This is a genomic window from Gymnodinialimonas mytili, from assembly GCF_037544085.1.
GTDB lineage: Bacteria > Pseudomonadota > Alphaproteobacteria > Rhodobacterales > Rhodobacteraceae > Gymnodinialimonas > Gymnodinialimonas mytili.
The window spans coordinates 1,300,900-1,317,858 of sequence record NZ_JBBIFW010000001.1 but is presented as its reverse complement, the minus strand read 5'-3'; the positions used below and the strand labels follow the sequence as shown (position 1 = coordinate 1,317,858).

The window sequence follows — 16,959 nt, the reverse complement described above, 5'->3', positions numbered from 1 at the left end:
ACCCACCGAAAAAGGCGCCGCCAAAGATCGCGATTTCAAGCGAAGCGATACCAGAGATCCCGCGGGAGGCATAGCCGCCGATCAGCAGTGCCAGGCCGATGAGGCTTATGAACAGCCTAAGCCGATACTCACTGCGGGTGGGCCTGAAACGGCTCAATTGTTCAAGGGGATTATATGCCCAGGAAGGGCTGGGCAATCCGAGGTAGGAGGCCGCGGAACTTCAGGCGTGCATCGGTTGCGACCAAGCAAATGCAATCTTCACCAGGCTCGGCGACTGGCGTGTGGTCGACATTTGCGTCAGCAACCTCGATATCACCCCGAGCGAATACCCCGTCTTCGTCACGGAACGCCCCTTTGAGCACCAATGTCATTTCCGTCCCATTGTGGCTATGGGCTGGCATCGACCGACCGGCGGGGATGCTCAGCAAACGGACTGTGCCATCCTCATCTGAATGAAGAATGCACTGCTTGACGCCACGGCCCACATTGCGCCAGCGCACGGCCTCTTCGTCGCCGCCAACGACTTGCTGCAGGGGGCTTGGGAAAACACCGACTTTCCACTGTGGCGCTTCAATCGGAGCCTCACCACCAATCTTTGCAAGTGTTTGGCTGAGGCTGTCTTCAGCGAGATCGACCATGTCGATATCTTCCAAAACAGCGCCACCAATGGCTTCGAGGCTTTCCAGCCGAGCGCGGGCGTCATCGCTCAAAGACACGTGGCTGGCAACGACCAAGTCGAAAGCCTGCGGCAGGGTGCCAGTGGCATAGCCCATGAGAATGTCATCGTGGGCGTGATGTTGAATATGTGTCATGTGCTTGTCTGCTTGGTCGTATTGTCGTTCAGCTCATCGAATGTCGCAATCGTTCCAACGCCAACCTAATCCGAGACTTGATCGTGCCAAGGGGCAGCCCGGTCTCGGCGGCGATCTCTGCATGGGTGAGATCGCCAAAGTAAGCGCGATGGATCAAATCGCGTTGTTTTTCCGGCAGGTTCCCAATCGCCTCTGCCAGACGTGTCGTATCTTGTTGCAGGGCGATCACATCCGCCTGGTCGGGCTCTGATTCAGGGCCCCAGGGCAGATCCTCCGGCTCGGGCCTGGCGTATCGCCGCAACAGATCGATCTTCCGGTTTCGGGCGATCGTGAAGATCCAAGTCCCCACCGAAGCACGAGACGGATCATACATATGTGCTTTGCGCCAGAGCGTCGCCATGACGTCCTGCATGCATTCTTCTGCGAGGCTTTCATCGGCCCCGGACTTCATCAAAAACGCCTTCACACGCGGTGCAAAATGCCGAAATATCTCGGCAAACGCCTTGCGATCTTGCGCCTGCGCAATGGCCGCCATTCTGGTGACCCACTGCGCATCTTTCTGTTCATGTACCGTCACGGTCTTTCCACGCAGCTTGGGCTGACGGGTTTGTGGATGCGCAAAAGATGCCCCATCCACGAGGTCAGCATTGGTGTTGGCGTGGTCGTTCGCGAACAGCATACCCGTATTACGCAAGATTCCCTAGAGCGGATCACATTAATCTCTCATCTGCAAAACTTTCATACGATCCCTTTGGGAATGATGATTTTTCTTTGATCTGCTTAGGGTTGCGCGGCGTATCAAACTCAATGAAGAAAGATCAACCGCAGGGGGAAGTATGCCGTTTGAAACTCCGGGGCTCGCGCCGAAGAGGATTGCCGTCATCGGCGCAGGGATTTCCGGTATGGCAGCGGCCTACCATCTATCCAGCGACTACAATGTCACATTGATCGAGGCGGCGCCACGCCTTGGCGGTCACGCCCATACGGTTCTGGCGGGCAAGAACGGGGATCAGCCCGTGGATATGGGATTTATCGTGTTCAACCACGTCAATTATCCCAATCTGGTCAAACTGTTCGCTGAGCTTGAGGTGCCGACGGCACTGTCTGATATGTCGTTCGCTGCCTCAATTGACGGCGGGCGTATCGAATACGGCCTCCGCAATCTGCGCGCCTTGACGGCCCAGCCAAGCAATCTGGCGCGACCCGGTTACCTGCGCATGATCCGTGATCTGATGCGGTTCAATGCACAGGCCGAACAGATTGCAACCGACAGCACCATTACCCTGGGCGCGTTGATGGACCAGATGCAGATGGGCCAATGGTTCCGCGACTATTATCTGACGCCCGTCTCGGGCGCGATCTGGTCAACCCCCAAAGAGGACATCATGGATTTCCCCGCCCAAGCCCTGGTGCGGTTCTTTCGCAACCATCATCTGTTGGCCGCGACGGGGCAGCATCAATGGTATACGGTCCAGGGTGGCTCGATTGAATATGTGACCCGGCTGGAGCGGGCGATGCGCAGCCGCGGCGTCGATATTCGCCTTGGCACTGCCGTTGAAGCCGTGCGCCGCACCATTACAGGGGCTGAGGTTAGGCAAGGCGGCGACTGGCAGGCCTTTGACGAGGTGGTGTTTGCGACCCATTCCGATGATACGCTGGCCATGCTGAGTGATCCTACGCAGGCCGAACAAGCTGCATTGGGCGCCGTCCGGTATCAGCCCAACACTGCCGTTCTCCATGCTGATGTCAGCGCGATGCCGAAGCGGCGGGCCACTTGGTCGAGTTGGAACTACACCGAGCGGGTTGGTTTTGAAGGCGGACCGATCGATTTGACCTATTGGATGAACTGCCTGCAGCCGATCCCGGAAAGCGATCCGATGTTCGTGACCTTGAATTCCCGCGCTCCGATCAACGAGGCGCTGATTTACGAAACCGCAGAATTCCGGCATCCGGTCTACGATCTGGCCGCCCTGGCCGCGCAATCGGCAATTCGCGAGCTGAATGGCACAAACGCCACCTGGTTCTGCGGCGCGTGGATGCGCAACGGGTTTCATGAGGATGGCTATGCCAGCGCTCTGGACGTGATCGAGGCGATGAAAGTCCGGCACCGGACGGCTCTGGCCGCTTGACCGCGCGGGTCGATCATATCGCGGGTGAAACGTTCCACGGCCGCCGTGGTGCGGTCGAAAACGCATTCCGCTATGGGATCGACTATGTGATTGTCGATGCCGAATCCTCTGCGCGCGCCCCGGCACTCTTCGGACGTAACCGGCGCGGATTCTTCTCACTCTGGGACAAGGATCATGGGGGCGCTCCCAAACATGGGACAGGCGCCGTCTGGGCGCGCGAGGTTTTGGCTGCGAATGGGTTGGCTGAGGTCACAGACGGCAAATTGTTGCTCTTGGCGCAACCGCGGGTCATCGGCCATGTGTTCAATCCGGTCGCATTTTGGCTGGCCTATGACACCGAGGGCGATCTGAGGGCGGTCATTGCCGAGGTCACGAATACGTTCGGCGATCGGCATTCCTATCTCTGCGCCCATGAGGATCACCGCCCGATTGGCCGCGAGGACACGATGCGCGCCACCAAGATCTTCCACGTCTCCCCATTTCAGCCCATTGAGGGGGGATATACGTTCCGCTTCGATATCCGGCCCGACCGCGTGGGTGTTTGGATCGATTTCAGCACGGGCAATGAAGGCGTCTATGCGACACTTACCGGTCCCCGCGCGCCATTGACCAACCGCGCGATCCTGCGTGCGGCGGTGCGGCGTCCCCTCGGGTCGCGCCGTGTGCTGGGCTTGATCCATTGGCAAGCGTTGAAACTGTGGTGGAAAGGTGCACGCTATCGGGTGCGCCCCGAACCGCCGGCGGAGGAGGTCAGCCGGTGACATTACCGGCCCCGTCGCTGCCGGGCTACGCGGTGCTTGCCGCCACATTGGCCTCTGCCGGTCTGCCGATCTACATCCACGCGCCAAAATTCTATGTCGACACCTATGGCGTCGGTCTGACTGCGCTCGCGAGCGTGTTGTTTGGCTTGCGCCTGCTCGACGTGGTGCAGGATCCTGTGCTGGGCTGGCTGGTCAGCCGCACCCGCGCCATGCGCCGCGGCGCCGTGGCGATTGCCAGTGCCGTTTTGGGTCTGTCGATGATCGGCCTATTCGCGACTCCACCGCCGATTGCGCCTCTGATCTGGTTCACGTTCACCATGGTTGGGCTGTTCTCTGCCTTCTCTTTCCTGTCAATCGCCATGTATGCCGAAGGCGTCAGCGCGGCGGCAGGGCTTGGCGCGGGTGGTCATCTGCGCCTCGCCGCTTGGCGCGAAACGGGGGCGCTTGTGGGTGTTTGCGCGGCCTCTATCGCGCCATTCATCTTCGGGTTCACCGGCTTTGCCATAACGTTTGTAATCCTTGTCGTTCTTGCCGCTTGGTTGATGCACGGCGACTGGGGCCGCGGCGTGGCGCCGAGCGCCGCCGGGTTCCTGCCCGTCTTTCGGGACGCGTTGGCGCGACGCCTTTTGCTGATCGCGCTGTTGAACGCGGCGCCTGTTGCGGTGTCGTCAACATTGTTCCTGTTCTACGTCGAAACCGTGTTGCAGGGACCGGGCTGGGAGGGTGCATTCCTGATCCTGTTCTTCATCATGGCCGCCATCTCCGCTCCGATCTGGACCCGTCTCGCCCGTCGCTATGGCAGTCGCCCGATGCTCTTCCTCGCCATGACATTGGCGATTGCGGGTTTTTCGACGGCATTGGCCCTGGGTCCGGGCGATCTGATCGCCTTTGGGCTGATCTGTGTGATCACCGGCTTCGCTCTGGGCGCGGATTTTGCAATCCTGCCTGCCGCCTTTGCCGCGCGCATGGAGCAGATCGCGCCTGCAGGCGGCGAGGCCTTTGGTCTTTGGGCGTTTGTGTCCAAGGCGACGCTTGCTTTGGCGGCGGTGACGCTACTTCCAGCATTGGATGCCGCAGGATTTCAGGCACCTGATGGACCCGAAGCGCGGGCTGTGACGTTACTGAGTTACCTTTATGCAGGCGTGCCCTGCATTTTGAAATTGGGGGCGATGGCCCTGTTGGCGGGAACGCGTTTGCCGGGCCCCGAAGGAAAGGACACGTGATGCGGGAATGGAGCGGGAAACGATACTGGCTGGTGGGCGCCTCGGAAGGGCTTGGCAGAAGTCTGGCGATGATCATGAGCCGCGCGGGGGTCGAGCTTGTTTTGTCGGCGCGTTCGGCTGATCGGCTTGAAGCACTGGCCGCTGACCTGCCGGGCGCGGCCCATGTGGTGACGATGGATGTGGCGGACAGCGCGTCCGTCGCAGCGGCGGCGGAACAGGTTGGCGAGGTCGACGGTGTCGTGTTCCTTGCAGGCATTGCAAATCTGATCAAAACCCAGGATTGGGATGCCGACAAGGTTGAACAGATGTTCGACGTCAACCTGACCGGTGCGGCGCGTGTGATCGGGCAGGTGATTGGGCCCATGGTCGACCGCGATGCAGGGCATATCATGGTGATCGGATCGCTGTCCGCCTATCGCGGCTTGCCCGGCGCGATCGGCTATTCGGCCTCGAAGGCGGGGCTGATGTCCCTGGCGGAATCGATGCATGGCGATTTGCGGCATACGAATGTTCACGTGCAGATCAGCAATCCGGGCTATATTCAAACCCGGATGCAGGATGACAACCCGCACCCAAAACCTGCTATCATGACACCTGACAAGGCGGCGCAGGAGGTGTTTGAGCATATGAATACCGATGCTTTTCACAAAGCCTTTCCCTTTGCGTTCAGCTTGGTGTTCCGCCTCTCGCGGCTGTTGCCCACGGGTCTTTACGAGTCGATCTTTTTCCGGCGCTGAATTTGCCCTGAATCAAAGACCATGCCGGGTGGGTATGTTTGGCTGAGCTTCAAATCGAGGAGGATCAATCATGGACATTACCCCCAGCGCCATCGCGCAGGTCATTCTGATGGGCCGCGAAATGGGCCGTGCAGAGGCTGAACTGCGCCCGTTCATCGACCGGTTGGGTGAACAAGAGCAGGCCGAATTGGCAGCCGTTTTCTGGGTCGGCCGCGGCAGCTTCGAACCCGAGGATTTCGACGAAGCCGTTGAAACCGCAAAGGCCGAGGCGACGATCCCAACCGCAGATTACCTGTTTGGAAGCCCGCATTTCTCAGACCATTTGGAAGCCGGGGCCGAAGCGATGGGAATTGATATTCTGAACGACGAGGGCGACCTTCTGTAACCCGTTCTGCGCGCGGGGCGCACCGGACCAGTACCCCCGGTTGAAGGGCGGTGCCGTCGAAGCGGGCGCGGGGCGCCGCGCTATTCCCAGGTGACATCCCCGAGAAAGATATAGCCTGCGCCGTAGATCGTCTTGATCAAACGCGGGTTTTTCGGGTCTTCGCCGAGCTTGGTGCGCAGGCGCGAAATGCGCACATCCATTGCCCTGTCAAAGCTTTCCGCCGCAGCGCCGCCCAGGCGTTCTTGCATCTGCTGACGAGAGATCAGGCGTTTGGGGGCCTCAAGAAACAGGCGCAGAACTTCGCCCTCGGCATGGGAAAACGTGCTTTCCTCACCCTGATCCGACACCAGAATGTAGCGATCAAAAAACGCCGTCCAGCCATTGAAATGGGCTGTCGCGCTATCGATTTCGGGGGATTTCGGTGTGCGCAATCGGGCACGAATGCGGGCGACGACCTCGGCGGGATCAAAGGGTTTGATGATGTAGTCATCGGCGCCAAGCTCCAGCCCGGTCACCCGGTCCTGCACCTGGGCCCGTCCAGAGATGATGATGATCGCCGCCCCGGATTCCAAGGCCAGACGATGAACCAGCGCCAGGCCATCTTTGTCCGGCAGTCCCAGATCCACCAGGCAGACATCGGGCGTGGTGTGGCGCAACGCGGCCTCGAACTCTGTGGCGCGGGCAAAACTGGCGGTGCGAAACCCCGCATCGGTCAGCGCATCGGCCAACATCGCGCGGATCTGCGGCTCGTCATCCAGGATGGTCACAAGCGGCGCTGTCATGCGGCCACCTCGGGTGAGAGCAGGCGATGCAGCATCCCGGGCGCCAGCGGTTTGGGCAGAACGGGCCATCGGGCGGCCCCAGCGCTGTGGCGCGGGTCGGCGGGCGGAAGCGAGGTCATCAGGGCCAATCCGATCTGCGGATGTCGTCCTGCAATGTCTGACAGAAGCGCCACACCATCCTCCTCACCCAGGTTGATATCCGATAAAATCCAGTCGAGCCCGGGCAGATCGGCCAAGGCGGCGGCTTCTTCGGCGCTGCCCGCCTCGATCACCCGGTGGCCCAGATCAGTGAGCATATCGCGCACAGCGGCGCGGATCTCGGCCACATCGTCGACCACCAAGACCAACCGTGGCCGCGGCTCGGCCTTCGCGGGTTTCAACGGTAGCCGCAGGGTCACGCAAGCGCCGATATCATTGTTGGCCAATCGCATCGTGCCGCCGACAAGCTTCACCAGATCGTAAACCATCGTCAGGCCGAGGCCGGAGCCCTCATTGCCTTTGGTGGTGAAAAACGGATTCAGACCCTGGTCCAAAGCCTCGGCAGAGAACCCGCATCCCGAGTCGGTCACGGTGATCTCAAGCCAGGTATCCGTCACATCGCGCAGGTGAACGGCCACCTCGCCGGACGCGCTGCCAATCGCATCGCGGGCATTCAAGACCAAGTTGAGCAGACCGTCCTGTAGCGTGCCCGCATCCAGCATCAGGGCGGGATGCGTCACCTCTGCGGTCAAACGCAGCGTGATATCGTCGGGTAGCGTCGCCCGGGCCAAAGGCGCGAAGCTGGCGATGAAGTCTTCGATCACGACAGGCGCCAGCGACGCGTCCCGCGCACCGGTCATATTCGCGATCTTATCCAGCAAACGCCCCCCGCGCCGCACGGCAAGCCGGGTCGCCGCGGTCAATTCATGGGCACCCTGGGGCAAGGGCAGACGTTCCAATTGCGTCTGCAGGCCCAGAATGATGGTCAGCAGATTGGCGAAATCATGGGCCAATCCACTGGTCAACTGCGCCGCCATTTCGCGCTTATGCGTATGTTCCAAGGCGGCGCGGGCCTGCGCCTCGGCGGTGACATCGGTGGAGAGCAGATAGACCCCGCCATCTCCGCGATCATCGGGCGTGAACGCGGTGCGCACGCGGCGCCCGCTGATCGGTTCGGTGAATTCCAGAACCGCCGCCTCGCCCGCCGCCGCTTTTGCCAGCGTGGGTTCCAGCAATGATGCGACCTCTGTTCCCAAGGCCTGCACGAACGAGAGCCCGACAATGTCGCTTGGCCGTTCCGGCAGCAAAGACGACAAGCGCCGATTGGTATAGGTATAGACGCCGTCCCCATCCACATGGGCGATGTGCGCGGGGGTCATCTCGGTCACCAGGCGCGTGCGTGCGGCCATCTCCGTCAGTTCGGCCTGGGCCTCTTGCAATTGCGCAATGCTCGCCTCAAGGCGCCGATTGGTCAGCGCCAATTCCTCGGAATGATCCAGCAATTGATCGGAGAGTTCTTCGGACCGCATGCGCAGCAGGCTTTCCTGCCGTTTGACCGAGGTGATGTCGGTGTAGACCGTCACCCAACCGCCATCGGGCAGCGGGCTGCCCTCGACGCTGATCGTCTGGCCATTCGCCCTTACGCGCTCCATGTAGTGGGGCACGAAGGCGCGGGCCTGATCCAGGCGCTCCTGCACAAAGGCGTCGCGGTCGGTCACGGCGCCGTATTCCCCGGCCTCCACCAGAAACCGGATCGTGTCGCCAAAGTCGGCACCCGGCGTTACCAAACTGCGCGGAAGACCGAACATGGTCTGGAACGGGCGGTTGCAAACAGCCAGTTTCAGATCGGCATCATAAATCGACAGCGCCTGTTTGATCAGGTTCAGACCGGCGCGTGTGAAGCTGTCGGTGATCCGTTCGCGTGGCATATACGCCTCCCTCCACCCCTATGGCTAGCGGGTGTTCTGCGCGCCGCCAAGGCCGTGCGGTCGCCTGTTACAATTCGTTAAATTTGGGAAAAAGTCAGGTAACGCTTGACCGACAACCCTCCTGTGTCACGGTATGGATCTGCGGAGTTCGGCCCAACAGATCGAGCCCGTGACCGCCGGAAGGGAGTCCGGCGTTTGGGAGGATAAAGCTTGGCAAATACGCAACCGTCTTCGGACGTCATGGAATCCGTGCCCGCCCTACTGCGCCGTAACGCGACGCAGTTTTCATCCCGTACCGCCTATCGCGAGAAAGAGTTCGGCATCTGGCAAAGCTGGACCTGGGCGGAAACCGCCGTCGAAATCGAAGCGATGGCATTGGGTCTTTTGGATCTGGGTCTGAACCGGGGCGACTATGTTGCGATCATCGGGCGGAACCGCCCGGCGCTCTATTGGTCGATGGTTGCGGTGCAAATGGCAGGCGGTATTCCGGTGCCGTTGTACCAGGACGCCGTGGCCGAAGAGATGGCCTATGTGTTGGAGCATTGCGGCGCGCGTTTTGTGATCGTTGGCGATCAGGAGCAGGTCGACAAGGTGATCGACGCCCAAGCCGGTCTGCCGGGCATAGAGCAGATCCTGTATCTCGATCCGCGGGGCATGCGCAAATATGACCATACAAGGCTGCATTTGCTGGAAGACGTGAAAAATAAGGGCCGCGCCGCCAAGGATCGCCTGCTGACCCAACTCCATACACGCGAGGCCGAGCTTGTCTACGACAGCACCTGCGTGATGCTCTATACGTCCGGGACCACAGGCAAGCCCAAGGGCGTTGTCCTGTCGAACCGGAATATCATCGAGGCCTCGAAATCTTCATCTGAGTTCGATGATTTGCGCCTGGAAGATGAGGTTTTGGCTTATCTGCCCCTGGCTTGGGTCGGTGATTTCATCTTTTCCATCGGGCAGGCCTATTGGACGGGCTTTTGCGTCAATTGCCCCGAATCCGCCGACACGATGATGACCGATCTGCGAGAGATCGGCCCCACCTATTTCTTTGCGCCGCCGCGGGTATTCGAGACCCTGCTGACCAGCGTGATGATCCGCATGGAAGATGCGGGCCCTCTGAAAAAACGGATGTTTCATGGGGCCATGGCGCGGGCAAAAAAGGTGGGTCCCAAGATCCTGGATGGCAAGCCTGTCTCGGGAGGCGAAAAGCTGGCCTATGCCTGGGATAATCTGACGGTGATCGGACCGCTAAAAAACACGCTCGGCATGAGCCGCGTGCGTGTCGGCTACACCGCGGGTGAGGCGATCGGGCCGGAGATCTTCGATTTCTACCGCGCGCTCGGGATCAACCTGAAACAGCTTTACGGGCAGACCGAGGCGAGCGTGTTCATCACGCAGCAACCCGATAGCGAAGTGCGCCCCGATACGGTCGGGGTTCCTTCGCCGGGCGTCGAGTTGAAAATCGGCGAAAGCGGTGAGGTGTTCTATAGGTCGCCGGGCACATTCGTGGAGTATTACAAGAACCCCGAAAGCACGGCCTCGACCAAGGATCCCGAAGGCTGGGTGGCCACGGGGGATGCGGGCTTCATCGAAGAAGATAGCGGGCATCTCCGCATTCTGGATCGCGCCAAGGATGTGGGTAAAACGGCTTCGGGTGGGTTGTTCGCGCCGAAATATGTCGAAAACAAACTGAAGTTTTACCCAGATATTCTGGAAGCTGTCGTGTTCGGGAATGAGCGGGATTATTGCACCGCCTTCATCAATATCGACCTGAGCGCGGTGGGCAATTGGGCGGAACGCAACAACATTGCCTATGCATCTTATCAAGAGCTTGCGGGCCATCCGGCGGTGCTCGCCTCGATCCAAAACCACGTGGAAGAGGTCAACCGGTCCGTCGTCGAAGACCCGATGCTGGCCCATTGCCAGATCGCGCGGTTCCTGGTGTTGCATAAAGAATTGGATGCCGATGACGGAGAGCTGACACGCACCCGCAAGGTGCGGCGGCGGATCATTGAGGAGAAATTCGCCGACCTGATCGATGCGCTTTATTCTGATAAATCAGAGCAATACACCGAGACGGAAGTCACCTATGAAGATGGCCGCAAGGGGAAGATCTCGGCGACGCTTCAGATCCGCGATGCGGCGACTTTGGCAGTGTCCGAAGACCGGATGGCGGCGGAATGATGGCTGGGTTTGCTGCGCAAATACGCTCGGCTGACGCCGTCGCCCCACCCACCTTCCCACATTGGGCCGCGCCATGACGTTGACTGCGGTGGGCCTGTTTCTGTTGGGCTTTGCGGCCTCTTGGGTCGCGGGGCGATATGTTGAAAAGGGTGCCTCTCTGGTGCAGGGCGGCGCGATTGGGATTTGCGGCGTGGCCGCCTTGTTCATCGGAATGGCCGAGGTGGTGGAAACCAACTTCGTTTGGGCGTTGATCGCATTGCTGATCTACGGATTGATCGGAGCGTTGATCTTTAAGGGCGGTCAGGCCGCGCGGGAGAGGGCGGAGTAAATGCTTGATAATGCGCAGGAAAGCTATGTCACCGCTGACGGTCGCACCATTGGCGGCGTGGTCATGGAGATGAAGGACATCACGTTGCGGTTCGGCGGCGTGGAGGCGATCAAGAACATCTCGTTCGACGTGCGGGAGGGCGAGATCCGCGCGATCATCGGCCCGAACGGCGCCGGCAAATCCTCGATGCTGAATGTCATCAGCGGGTTCTACAATCCGCAGGAGGGTGAGGTGTTCTATCGAGGCGCCAAGCGCCCGCCGATGAAACCCTATCAGGTGGCCCGCCAAGGCATTGCGCGGACATTTCAGAACATCGCCCTGTTCGAGGGGATGAGCGTTCTGGACAACGTGATGACCGGGCGGTTGAACCACATGAAGGCGAGCTTTCTGAGCCAGGCCTTTTGGTGGGGAAAAGCCCAGGATGAGGAAGTGGCCAACCGGGCTAAAGCGGAGGAAATCATTGATTTCCTTGAGATTCAGAGCATCCGGAAAACGCCGGTGGGGCGACTGCCCTATGGCTTGAAAAAGCGCGTGGAACTGGCCCGCGCCTTGGCGGCGGAGCCGCAGATCCTGCTGCTCGACGAGCCGATGGCGGGGATGAATGTGGAGGAGAAGGAAGACATGTCGCGCTTCATCCTCGACGTGAACGACGAATTCGGCACGACCATCGTTTTGATTGAGCATGACATGGGCGTTGTGATGGACCTGTCCGACCGTGTGGTCGTGATGGATTACGGCAAGAAGATCGGCGACGGGACGCCCGATGAGGTGCGCAACAATCAAGAGGTCATCGACGCCTATCTGGGGGTCTCGCATGACTGACACCGGCGTAAAGACCCTGTCGTTTTCCTGTAGTGAATCTGTCGTTACAGATTTGCGCACGGAAAAGCGGCGCGTGGGCTCTTTCGGTGCGCTTGCCTTCGGGGCAGCGATGCTCTCCACCCCTGCTGTCGCGGGCACGATGTCCGAGTTCGAGGCCCGCTGCCTGACACCGATGGTCGAGGTGCGCGAGACGATCGTGGACGGCTTGGAGCGCATCCCCCATCGCGCCTCTTGGGAAAGCTGGGTGCCGGAGAGCGGCGATTGGGAATTGCGCCGGGCGCTGCCAGAGGCGGTCGTTCAGTATTGCGCGATCATCGGGGAATACACGCATGCGGAAAGCGGCGACTGGGCCGAGGCGGCGGTGTCCTCGGGCGATTACGAGGTGATCGAGACCGAGCCGCTGCGTTTGCTGTCGACGTTCCTGCGCGAGCCTCGGATCGAGGTCGAGTTCGATAGGTTGGTGCCGAGCGTGACCGTCATCGAGACGAATTTGGAGAGTTGAGCGGATGGCGAAGGCAGGCAAACTGGCGAGCTTCGTTTTGGGCGGCATTCTTGCGACCTTCATGTCTCCGGTCGTGGCGGCACAGCAGCCATCGCGCAGTGACATTGTGGATGCGTTTTCTGACGGGTTTGATCTTTGCCTGGCTGCTTTGCGGGCAAACGATGCAAGTGGCTTGGGTGAGCAAGTGGATAACCCAACACCGCTTGCAGGCGTTTTTCCTGCACAATGGTATCTGGTCGGCGACGATGTCGGCGTTGCGATCCAACTGCTCTATCAACGTGATCGAAGCGCGGGGACGCGCAGCTTTTTCGCGTGCCAAGTGGTCTCCGTTGAGGGTCAGGGCCCGCTTGTCCGCCGCGATTTGCTCGATTGGGCACAGCGTATGCAAGCGGGTTTCGATCGGCTTGCCGGGGTAGACGTACGGCCAGCGACGCATGACGAAGCCTACGCGGTCTCTGTATGGTGCGAGAACGGAACTCAGCCCTTTTCGGCGTCGATTGGTGCTCTCCGAGCGGGGGCCCCTGTTATGGCAAATGTAAATTCGAGCGCCGGCATAATCCCCAACCCTTGCGAGCAGGAGTGATCCATGCCTGACCAGTTAATCTTCGCCATGGAAGTCACGGCCAATGGGCTGCTGAATGGCGTTATGTATGCGCTTGTTGCTCTGGGCTTCGTGCTGATCTTCAAGGCGTCGGGGATCTTCAACTACGCCCAAGGCGTGATGGCCCTGTTCGCGGCGATGACGCTGGTGGGCATTCAGCAGGGGCGGGTGCCGTTCGGGCATCTGATCAATGCGATTTTCGGGACCGATATCCACTATTTTGGGTGGGAGGTTCCGGCGATTGCAGCGATCCTGCTCACTGTTCTGATCATGATTGGCTTCGCCTATCTGGTGCAGCGTTTCGTGTTCAAACATCTGGTCGGGCAGGAGCCGATCATCCTGTTCATGGCGACGATTGGGCTCGCCTATTTCTTGGAGGGCGTGTCCGATCTGATGTGGGGGTCTGAGATCCGCAATCTCGATGTGGGCCTGCCGCAGGGGATCAACGACTGGATCGACACGACCACGTTCGAGATATTTGGCTACGGGTTCTTCATCGACAATCTGGATATCGCGGCTGCGATTATTGCGGCGATCCTGGTGATGGGGCTGGTGGCCTATTCGCAATACACTAAGAACGGGCGCGCCATGCGGGCCGTGGCCGATGATCACCAGGCCGCGCTGAGTGTGGGCATTTCGCTGAATTATGTGTGGATCCTGGTCTGGTCGCTGGCGGGTATGGTCGCGCTGGTGGCGGGGATCATGTGGGGCTCGAAGTCGGGCGTGCAATTCTCGCTCAGCCTGATCGCGCTAAAGGCGTTGCCGGTGCTGATGCTGGGCGGGTTCACCTCGATCCCCGGCGCGATTGTGGGCGGTTTGATCATCGGGGTCGGTGAGGCTTTGTTCGAGTTTGCCGTCGGCCCCCTGATCGGCGGCGCGACCGAGAACTGGTTCGCCTATGTGCTGGCGCTGGTCTTCCTGGTGTTCCGCCCGCAGGGCCTGTTCGGGGAGAAGATCATTGAGCGGGTTTGAGGCAGTGTTTCGGAAACGGGTGGAGCCGTCACAACTGTGTGGCTGTTTAGCTGCGAGCACCGGTTCCGGTGGGATGAGACGCGCATTGATGGGCCGCGGTGCGGCGATCCAACGGTCGTTCCATGGTGTTTTATTGTTGCAAGGTCATCGCTTGGTTCGAGCGCGTCACCAAGGCCAGCCAAATCGCCGTGCCGGGGGGCGGCCCGGCGATGCGCGGCGGCTTCGCCTTGATTCTGCGCGAGCGTCTCGTTCTGCCATTGGGAGAGATATCTGATGTTTTACCGTGAAGCGGGTGATTTCTCGACCACCTATGCCGAGGACAACCAGACCTTTCCGATCAAGTTCGATCGATATCGCTACTATGTTGTCCTGTTTGTCGGGGCGGTGGTCATTCCACTCCTGATCAACGATTACTGGGCGAACTCTCTGCTGATCCCGTTCCTGATCTACGCGATTGCGGCGATTGGGCTGAACATTCTGACGGGGTATTGCGGGCAGGTCTCGCTGGGCACGGGCGGGTTCATGGCGGTGGGGGCCTATACCTCGTACAAGTTGATGACGGCATTCCCGGGCATGGACATGATCACGCTGACGCTGCTCTCGGGCGCGATGACGGCGATGGTGGGCGTGGCCTTCGGCTTGCCGAGCCTGAGGATCAAAGGCTTCTATCTGGCGGTGGCCACGCTGGCGGCGCAGTTCTTCCTGGTGTGGCTGTTTAACAAGGTGCCGTGGTTCTACAATTACTCGGCCTCAGGCCAGATCAGCGCACCGGCGCGGGACTTCTTCTACTTCATCAACGTTCCCGTCACGGGCCCGAATGCGGAGGCCTGGGCGAAGTATCTGTTCTGCTTCCTGTTTGTCTTCGTCCTGTCCTGGGTGGCACGGAACCTGACGCGCGGCTCGGTTGGGCGGCAATGGATGGCGATCCGCGATATGGATATCGCCGCCGAGATCATCGGGGTGAACCCGTTGAAGGCCAAGCTGACGGCCTTTGCGGTGTCGAGCTTCTATGTGGGGATTTCCGGCGCGCTGCTGTTCACCGTCTATCTGGGCGCGGTTGAAGTGGGCGAGGTCTATGGCATCCAAAAATCGTTCCTGGTGCTCTTCATGATCATCATTGGCGGGCTGGGCAGCATCTTTGGCAGCTTTGCGGGCGCGGCCTTTATGGTGCTGCTGCCGGTGTTTCTGAAGCTGTTGCTGGTCGACGGGATGGGCTTGGATACGGCGCTGTCGGCGCATTTCCAGTTCGTCATCGTCGGCGCGCTGATCATGTTCTTCTTGATTGTGGAGCCGCACGGATTGGCGCGGCTCTGGGCGCTCGCGAAAGAAAAACTGAGATTGTGGCCGTTCCCCCATTGAGGGGCGCCATGACATCCCCGGGTTGGGAGGCCCGGGCAAACCTGAAATCGGACAAAATCCAAGGGAGGAATGACCCGATGAAGAAACTGGCACTTTTGGCGCTGAGCACGGCAATTGCCGCAGGCAGCCCGGCGGCGGCGGACCTTGTGTTCCCCAGCCTCAGCTACCGGACCGGCCCCTATGCGGCGGGCGGGATTCCGTTTGCGGATGGCTATGCGGATTATTTCACGCTGTTGAACCAACGCGATGGTGGCATCGGTGGCGTGATGACCCGCGTGCCGGAATGTGAGACCGCCTATAACACCGAGCGCGGGGTGGAATGCTATGAGAGCACCCGCGGCGAAGGCGCGCTGGTCTATCAGCCCCTGTCGACGGGCATCACCTATCAGTTGATCCCACGCACCACGGCCGATGGCATCCCGCTGCACACGATGGGCTATGGCCGGACCTCGGCGACGAATGGCAATGTGTTCAGCCACACCTTCAACTATCCGGCCAATTATTGGGACGCGGCCAGCGTGATCGTGAACCAATTGCTGGAGGAAAATGATGGCAGTCTGGAAGGCAAGACCATCGCGCTGCTCTACCACAATTCCGCCTATGGTCGGGAGCCGATCCGCACGCTGGAGACGCTGTCGGCGCAGCATGGCTTTGAGCTGAGCCAATTGGCCGTGGATCACCCGGGCCAGGAGCAGGGCAACCAATGGCTGCAGATCCGCCGCGAACGTCCCGATTACGTTGTGATGTGGGGCTGGGGCGTGATGAACCAGGTCGCGATCCAGGAAGCCATCAACACCCGGTTCCCGATGGAGAATTTCATCGGCAATTGGTGGGCCGGGGCCGACCATGACGTCGAATCCGCGGGCGCCGATGCGGCGGGCTACCGGTCGCTGAACATGAACCGTCTGGGCGATATGCCGGTCTTTGCCGAAATCCAGGAACATGTGATCGATGCGGGCCTGGCGGCCGGTGACGGATCGAACCTGGGCAACGTTCTGTATACGCGCGGCATGTATGCGGCGTTCCTGGCGGCCGAGGCCGCGGCCCTGGCGCAGGAAATGAGCGGTGTGGCCGAGATCGACGCGTCGATGATGCGCGATGCGATGGCGGCGTTGGAGATCACCAACGAGACCATGGAAGCGGCAGGTATGCCGGGCATCGGGCCGGAATTCGCGGTGACCTGTGAAGACCATGGCGGCACCGGCATGGCGATCATGCAGCAATGGGACGGCGAGCAGTGGGTGACGCTGACGGATTTCATCGCGCCCGATGATTCCGTGACCCAGCCCTTGGTCGAGGAAGACTCCGCCCAATATGCCGCTGAAAACGGCATCGAGCCCCAGTGCACAGGCGGCTGATCTGACATGTCCGGCGGCGGTGCGGGACGCTGCCGCCGGATTTTTGGGTATTTGGAGCCAATGGAAGACAGGCGCGCGCCGCTCTGGCGCGGCGTTA

General features: G+C 60.4%; 18 protein-coding genes. 13 read left to right on the top strand and 5 right to left on the bottom strand.

The window, feature by feature from the left end; all coding sequences use genetic code 11:
- Positions 1 to 170 precede the first annotated feature (170 nt).
- Together V8J82_RS06510 and V8J82_RS06505 are read right to left on the bottom strand one after the other, a co-directional pair.
- Positions 171 to 812, bottom strand: coding sequence for a ChrR family anti-sigma-E factor (locus V8J82_RS06510; RefSeq protein ID WP_339973345.1), 642 nt, complete (start codon positions 810 to 812; stop codon positions 171 to 173).
- A 28-nt stretch (positions 813 to 840) separates the two neighbouring features.
- Positions 841 to 1,347, bottom strand: coding sequence for a sigma-70 family RNA polymerase sigma factor (locus V8J82_RS06505; RefSeq protein WP_339974542.1), 507 nt, complete (start codon positions 1,345 to 1,347; stop codon positions 841 to 843).
- Here V8J82_RS06505 and V8J82_RS06500 point away from each other — a divergent pair.
- The 6 genes from V8J82_RS06500 to V8J82_RS06475 all read left to right on the top strand — a co-directional run bounded on the left by V8J82_RS06500 (position 1,291) and on the right by V8J82_RS06475 (position 6,047).
- Positions 1,291 to 1,587, top strand: a complete 297-nt coding sequence (locus V8J82_RS06500; RefSeq protein ID WP_339974579.1) for a hypothetical protein — start codon at positions 1,291 to 1,293, stop codon at positions 1,585 to 1,587. The genes V8J82_RS06505 and V8J82_RS06500 overlap by 57 nt on opposite strands.
- 61 nt (positions 1,588 to 1,648) lie before the next feature.
- The gene (locus V8J82_RS06495) at positions 1,649 to 2,941 is read left to right on the top strand and encodes an NAD(P)/FAD-dependent oxidoreductase (RefSeq protein WP_339973343.1); all 1,293 of its coding nucleotides are present in this window, start codon (positions 1,649 to 1,651) and stop codon (positions 2,939 to 2,941) included.
- Positions 2,938 to 3,702, top strand: a complete 765-nt coding sequence (locus tag V8J82_RS06490; RefSeq protein ID WP_339973341.1) for a DUF1365 domain-containing protein — start codon at positions 2,938 to 2,940, stop codon at positions 3,700 to 3,702. The genes V8J82_RS06495 and V8J82_RS06490 overlap by 4 nt, the downstream gene beginning before the upstream one ends.
- On the top strand, positions 3,699 to 4,925 hold the full coding sequence (locus tag V8J82_RS06485; protein ID WP_339973339.1) for an MFS transporter: 1,227 nt from the start codon (positions 3,699 to 3,701) through the stop codon (positions 4,923 to 4,925). Before V8J82_RS06490 ends, V8J82_RS06485 begins: the two co-directional genes overlap by 4 nt.
- Entirely contained in the window at positions 4,925 to 5,662 is a 738-nt protein-coding gene (locus V8J82_RS06480; protein ID WP_339973337.1) for an SDR family NAD(P)-dependent oxidoreductase, read from the top strand. Before V8J82_RS06485 ends, V8J82_RS06480 begins: the two co-directional genes overlap by 1 nt.
- Before the next feature lie 67 nt (positions 5,663 to 5,729).
- The gene (locus tag V8J82_RS06475) at positions 5,730 to 6,047 is read left to right on the top strand and encodes a DUF3775 domain-containing protein (protein ID WP_339974540.1); all 318 of its coding nucleotides are present in this window, start codon (positions 5,730 to 5,732) and stop codon (positions 6,045 to 6,047) included.
- An 80-nt stretch (positions 6,048 to 6,127) separates the two neighbouring features.
- On the opposite strand, the gene V8J82_RS06470 is transcribed toward V8J82_RS06475, so the two are convergent.
- Entirely contained in the window at positions 6,128 to 6,829 is a 702-nt protein-coding gene (locus V8J82_RS06470; protein ID WP_339973335.1) for a response regulator transcription factor, read from the bottom strand.
- Complete coding sequence (locus tag V8J82_RS06465; RefSeq protein WP_339973333.1) at positions 6,826 to 8,736, bottom strand: hybrid sensor histidine kinase/response regulator; 1,911 nt, start codon at positions 8,734 to 8,736, stop codon at positions 6,826 to 6,828. Before V8J82_RS06465 ends, V8J82_RS06470 begins: the two co-directional genes overlap by 4 nt.
- A 240-nt stretch (positions 8,737 to 8,976) precedes the next feature.
- Here V8J82_RS06465 and V8J82_RS06460 point away from each other — a divergent pair, with 240 nt between their 5' ends.
- The 4 genes from V8J82_RS06460 (at position 8,977) to V8J82_RS06445 (ending at position 12,572) form a co-directional block, all read left to right on the top strand.
- Positions 8,977 to 10,920 carry an AMP-binding protein gene (locus V8J82_RS06460; protein WP_339973331.1) on the top strand — a complete coding sequence of 648 codons (1,944 nt, stop codon included), beginning with the start codon at positions 8,977 to 8,979 and terminating at the stop codon, positions 10,918 to 10,920.
- A 73-nt stretch (positions 10,921 to 10,993) separates the two neighbouring features.
- Complete coding sequence (locus tag V8J82_RS06455) at positions 10,994 to 11,248, top strand: hypothetical protein (protein ID WP_339973329.1); 255 nt, start codon at positions 10,994 to 10,996, stop codon at positions 11,246 to 11,248.
- Positions 11,249 to 12,070, top strand: coding sequence for an ABC transporter ATP-binding protein (locus V8J82_RS06450; RefSeq protein ID WP_339973326.1), 822 nt, complete (start codon positions 11,249 to 11,251; stop codon positions 12,068 to 12,070).
- Entirely contained in the window at positions 12,063 to 12,572 is a 510-nt protein-coding gene (locus V8J82_RS06445) for a hypothetical protein (protein WP_339973324.1), read from the top strand. Before V8J82_RS06450 ends, V8J82_RS06445 begins: the two co-directional genes overlap by 8 nt.
- Here V8J82_RS06445 and V8J82_RS06440 read toward each other — a convergent pair.
- Positions 12,547 to 13,008 (bottom strand): hypothetical protein, encoded by a 462-nt coding sequence (locus tag V8J82_RS06440; protein ID WP_339973322.1) that lies wholly within the window; start codon positions 13,006 to 13,008, stop codon positions 12,547 to 12,549. The two genes, V8J82_RS06445 and V8J82_RS06440, sit on opposite strands and share 26 nt — an antisense overlap.
- Positions 13,009 to 13,158: 150 nt before the next feature.
- On the opposite strand from V8J82_RS06440, the gene V8J82_RS06435 reads away from it, so the two are divergent.
- From V8J82_RS06435 to V8J82_RS06425, 3 genes are all read left to right on the top strand, one after another.
- The gene (locus tag V8J82_RS06435; RefSeq protein WP_339973320.1) at positions 13,159 to 14,145 is read left to right on the top strand and encodes a branched-chain amino acid ABC transporter permease; all 987 of its coding nucleotides are present in this window, start codon (positions 13,159 to 13,161) and stop codon (positions 14,143 to 14,145) included.
- 273 nt (positions 14,146 to 14,418) lie between these two features.
- The gene (locus tag V8J82_RS06430) at positions 14,419 to 15,504 is read left to right on the top strand and encodes a branched-chain amino acid ABC transporter permease (RefSeq protein ID WP_339973318.1); all 1,086 of its coding nucleotides are present in this window, start codon (positions 14,419 to 14,421) and stop codon (positions 15,502 to 15,504) included.
- A 77-nt stretch (positions 15,505 to 15,581) separates the two neighbouring features.
- On the top strand, positions 15,582 to 16,862 hold the full coding sequence (locus tag V8J82_RS06425) for an ABC transporter substrate-binding protein (protein ID WP_339973316.1): 1,281 nt from the start codon (positions 15,582 to 15,584) through the stop codon (positions 16,860 to 16,862).
- The last annotated feature ends 97 nt before the right edge of the window (positions 16,863 to 16,959 follow it).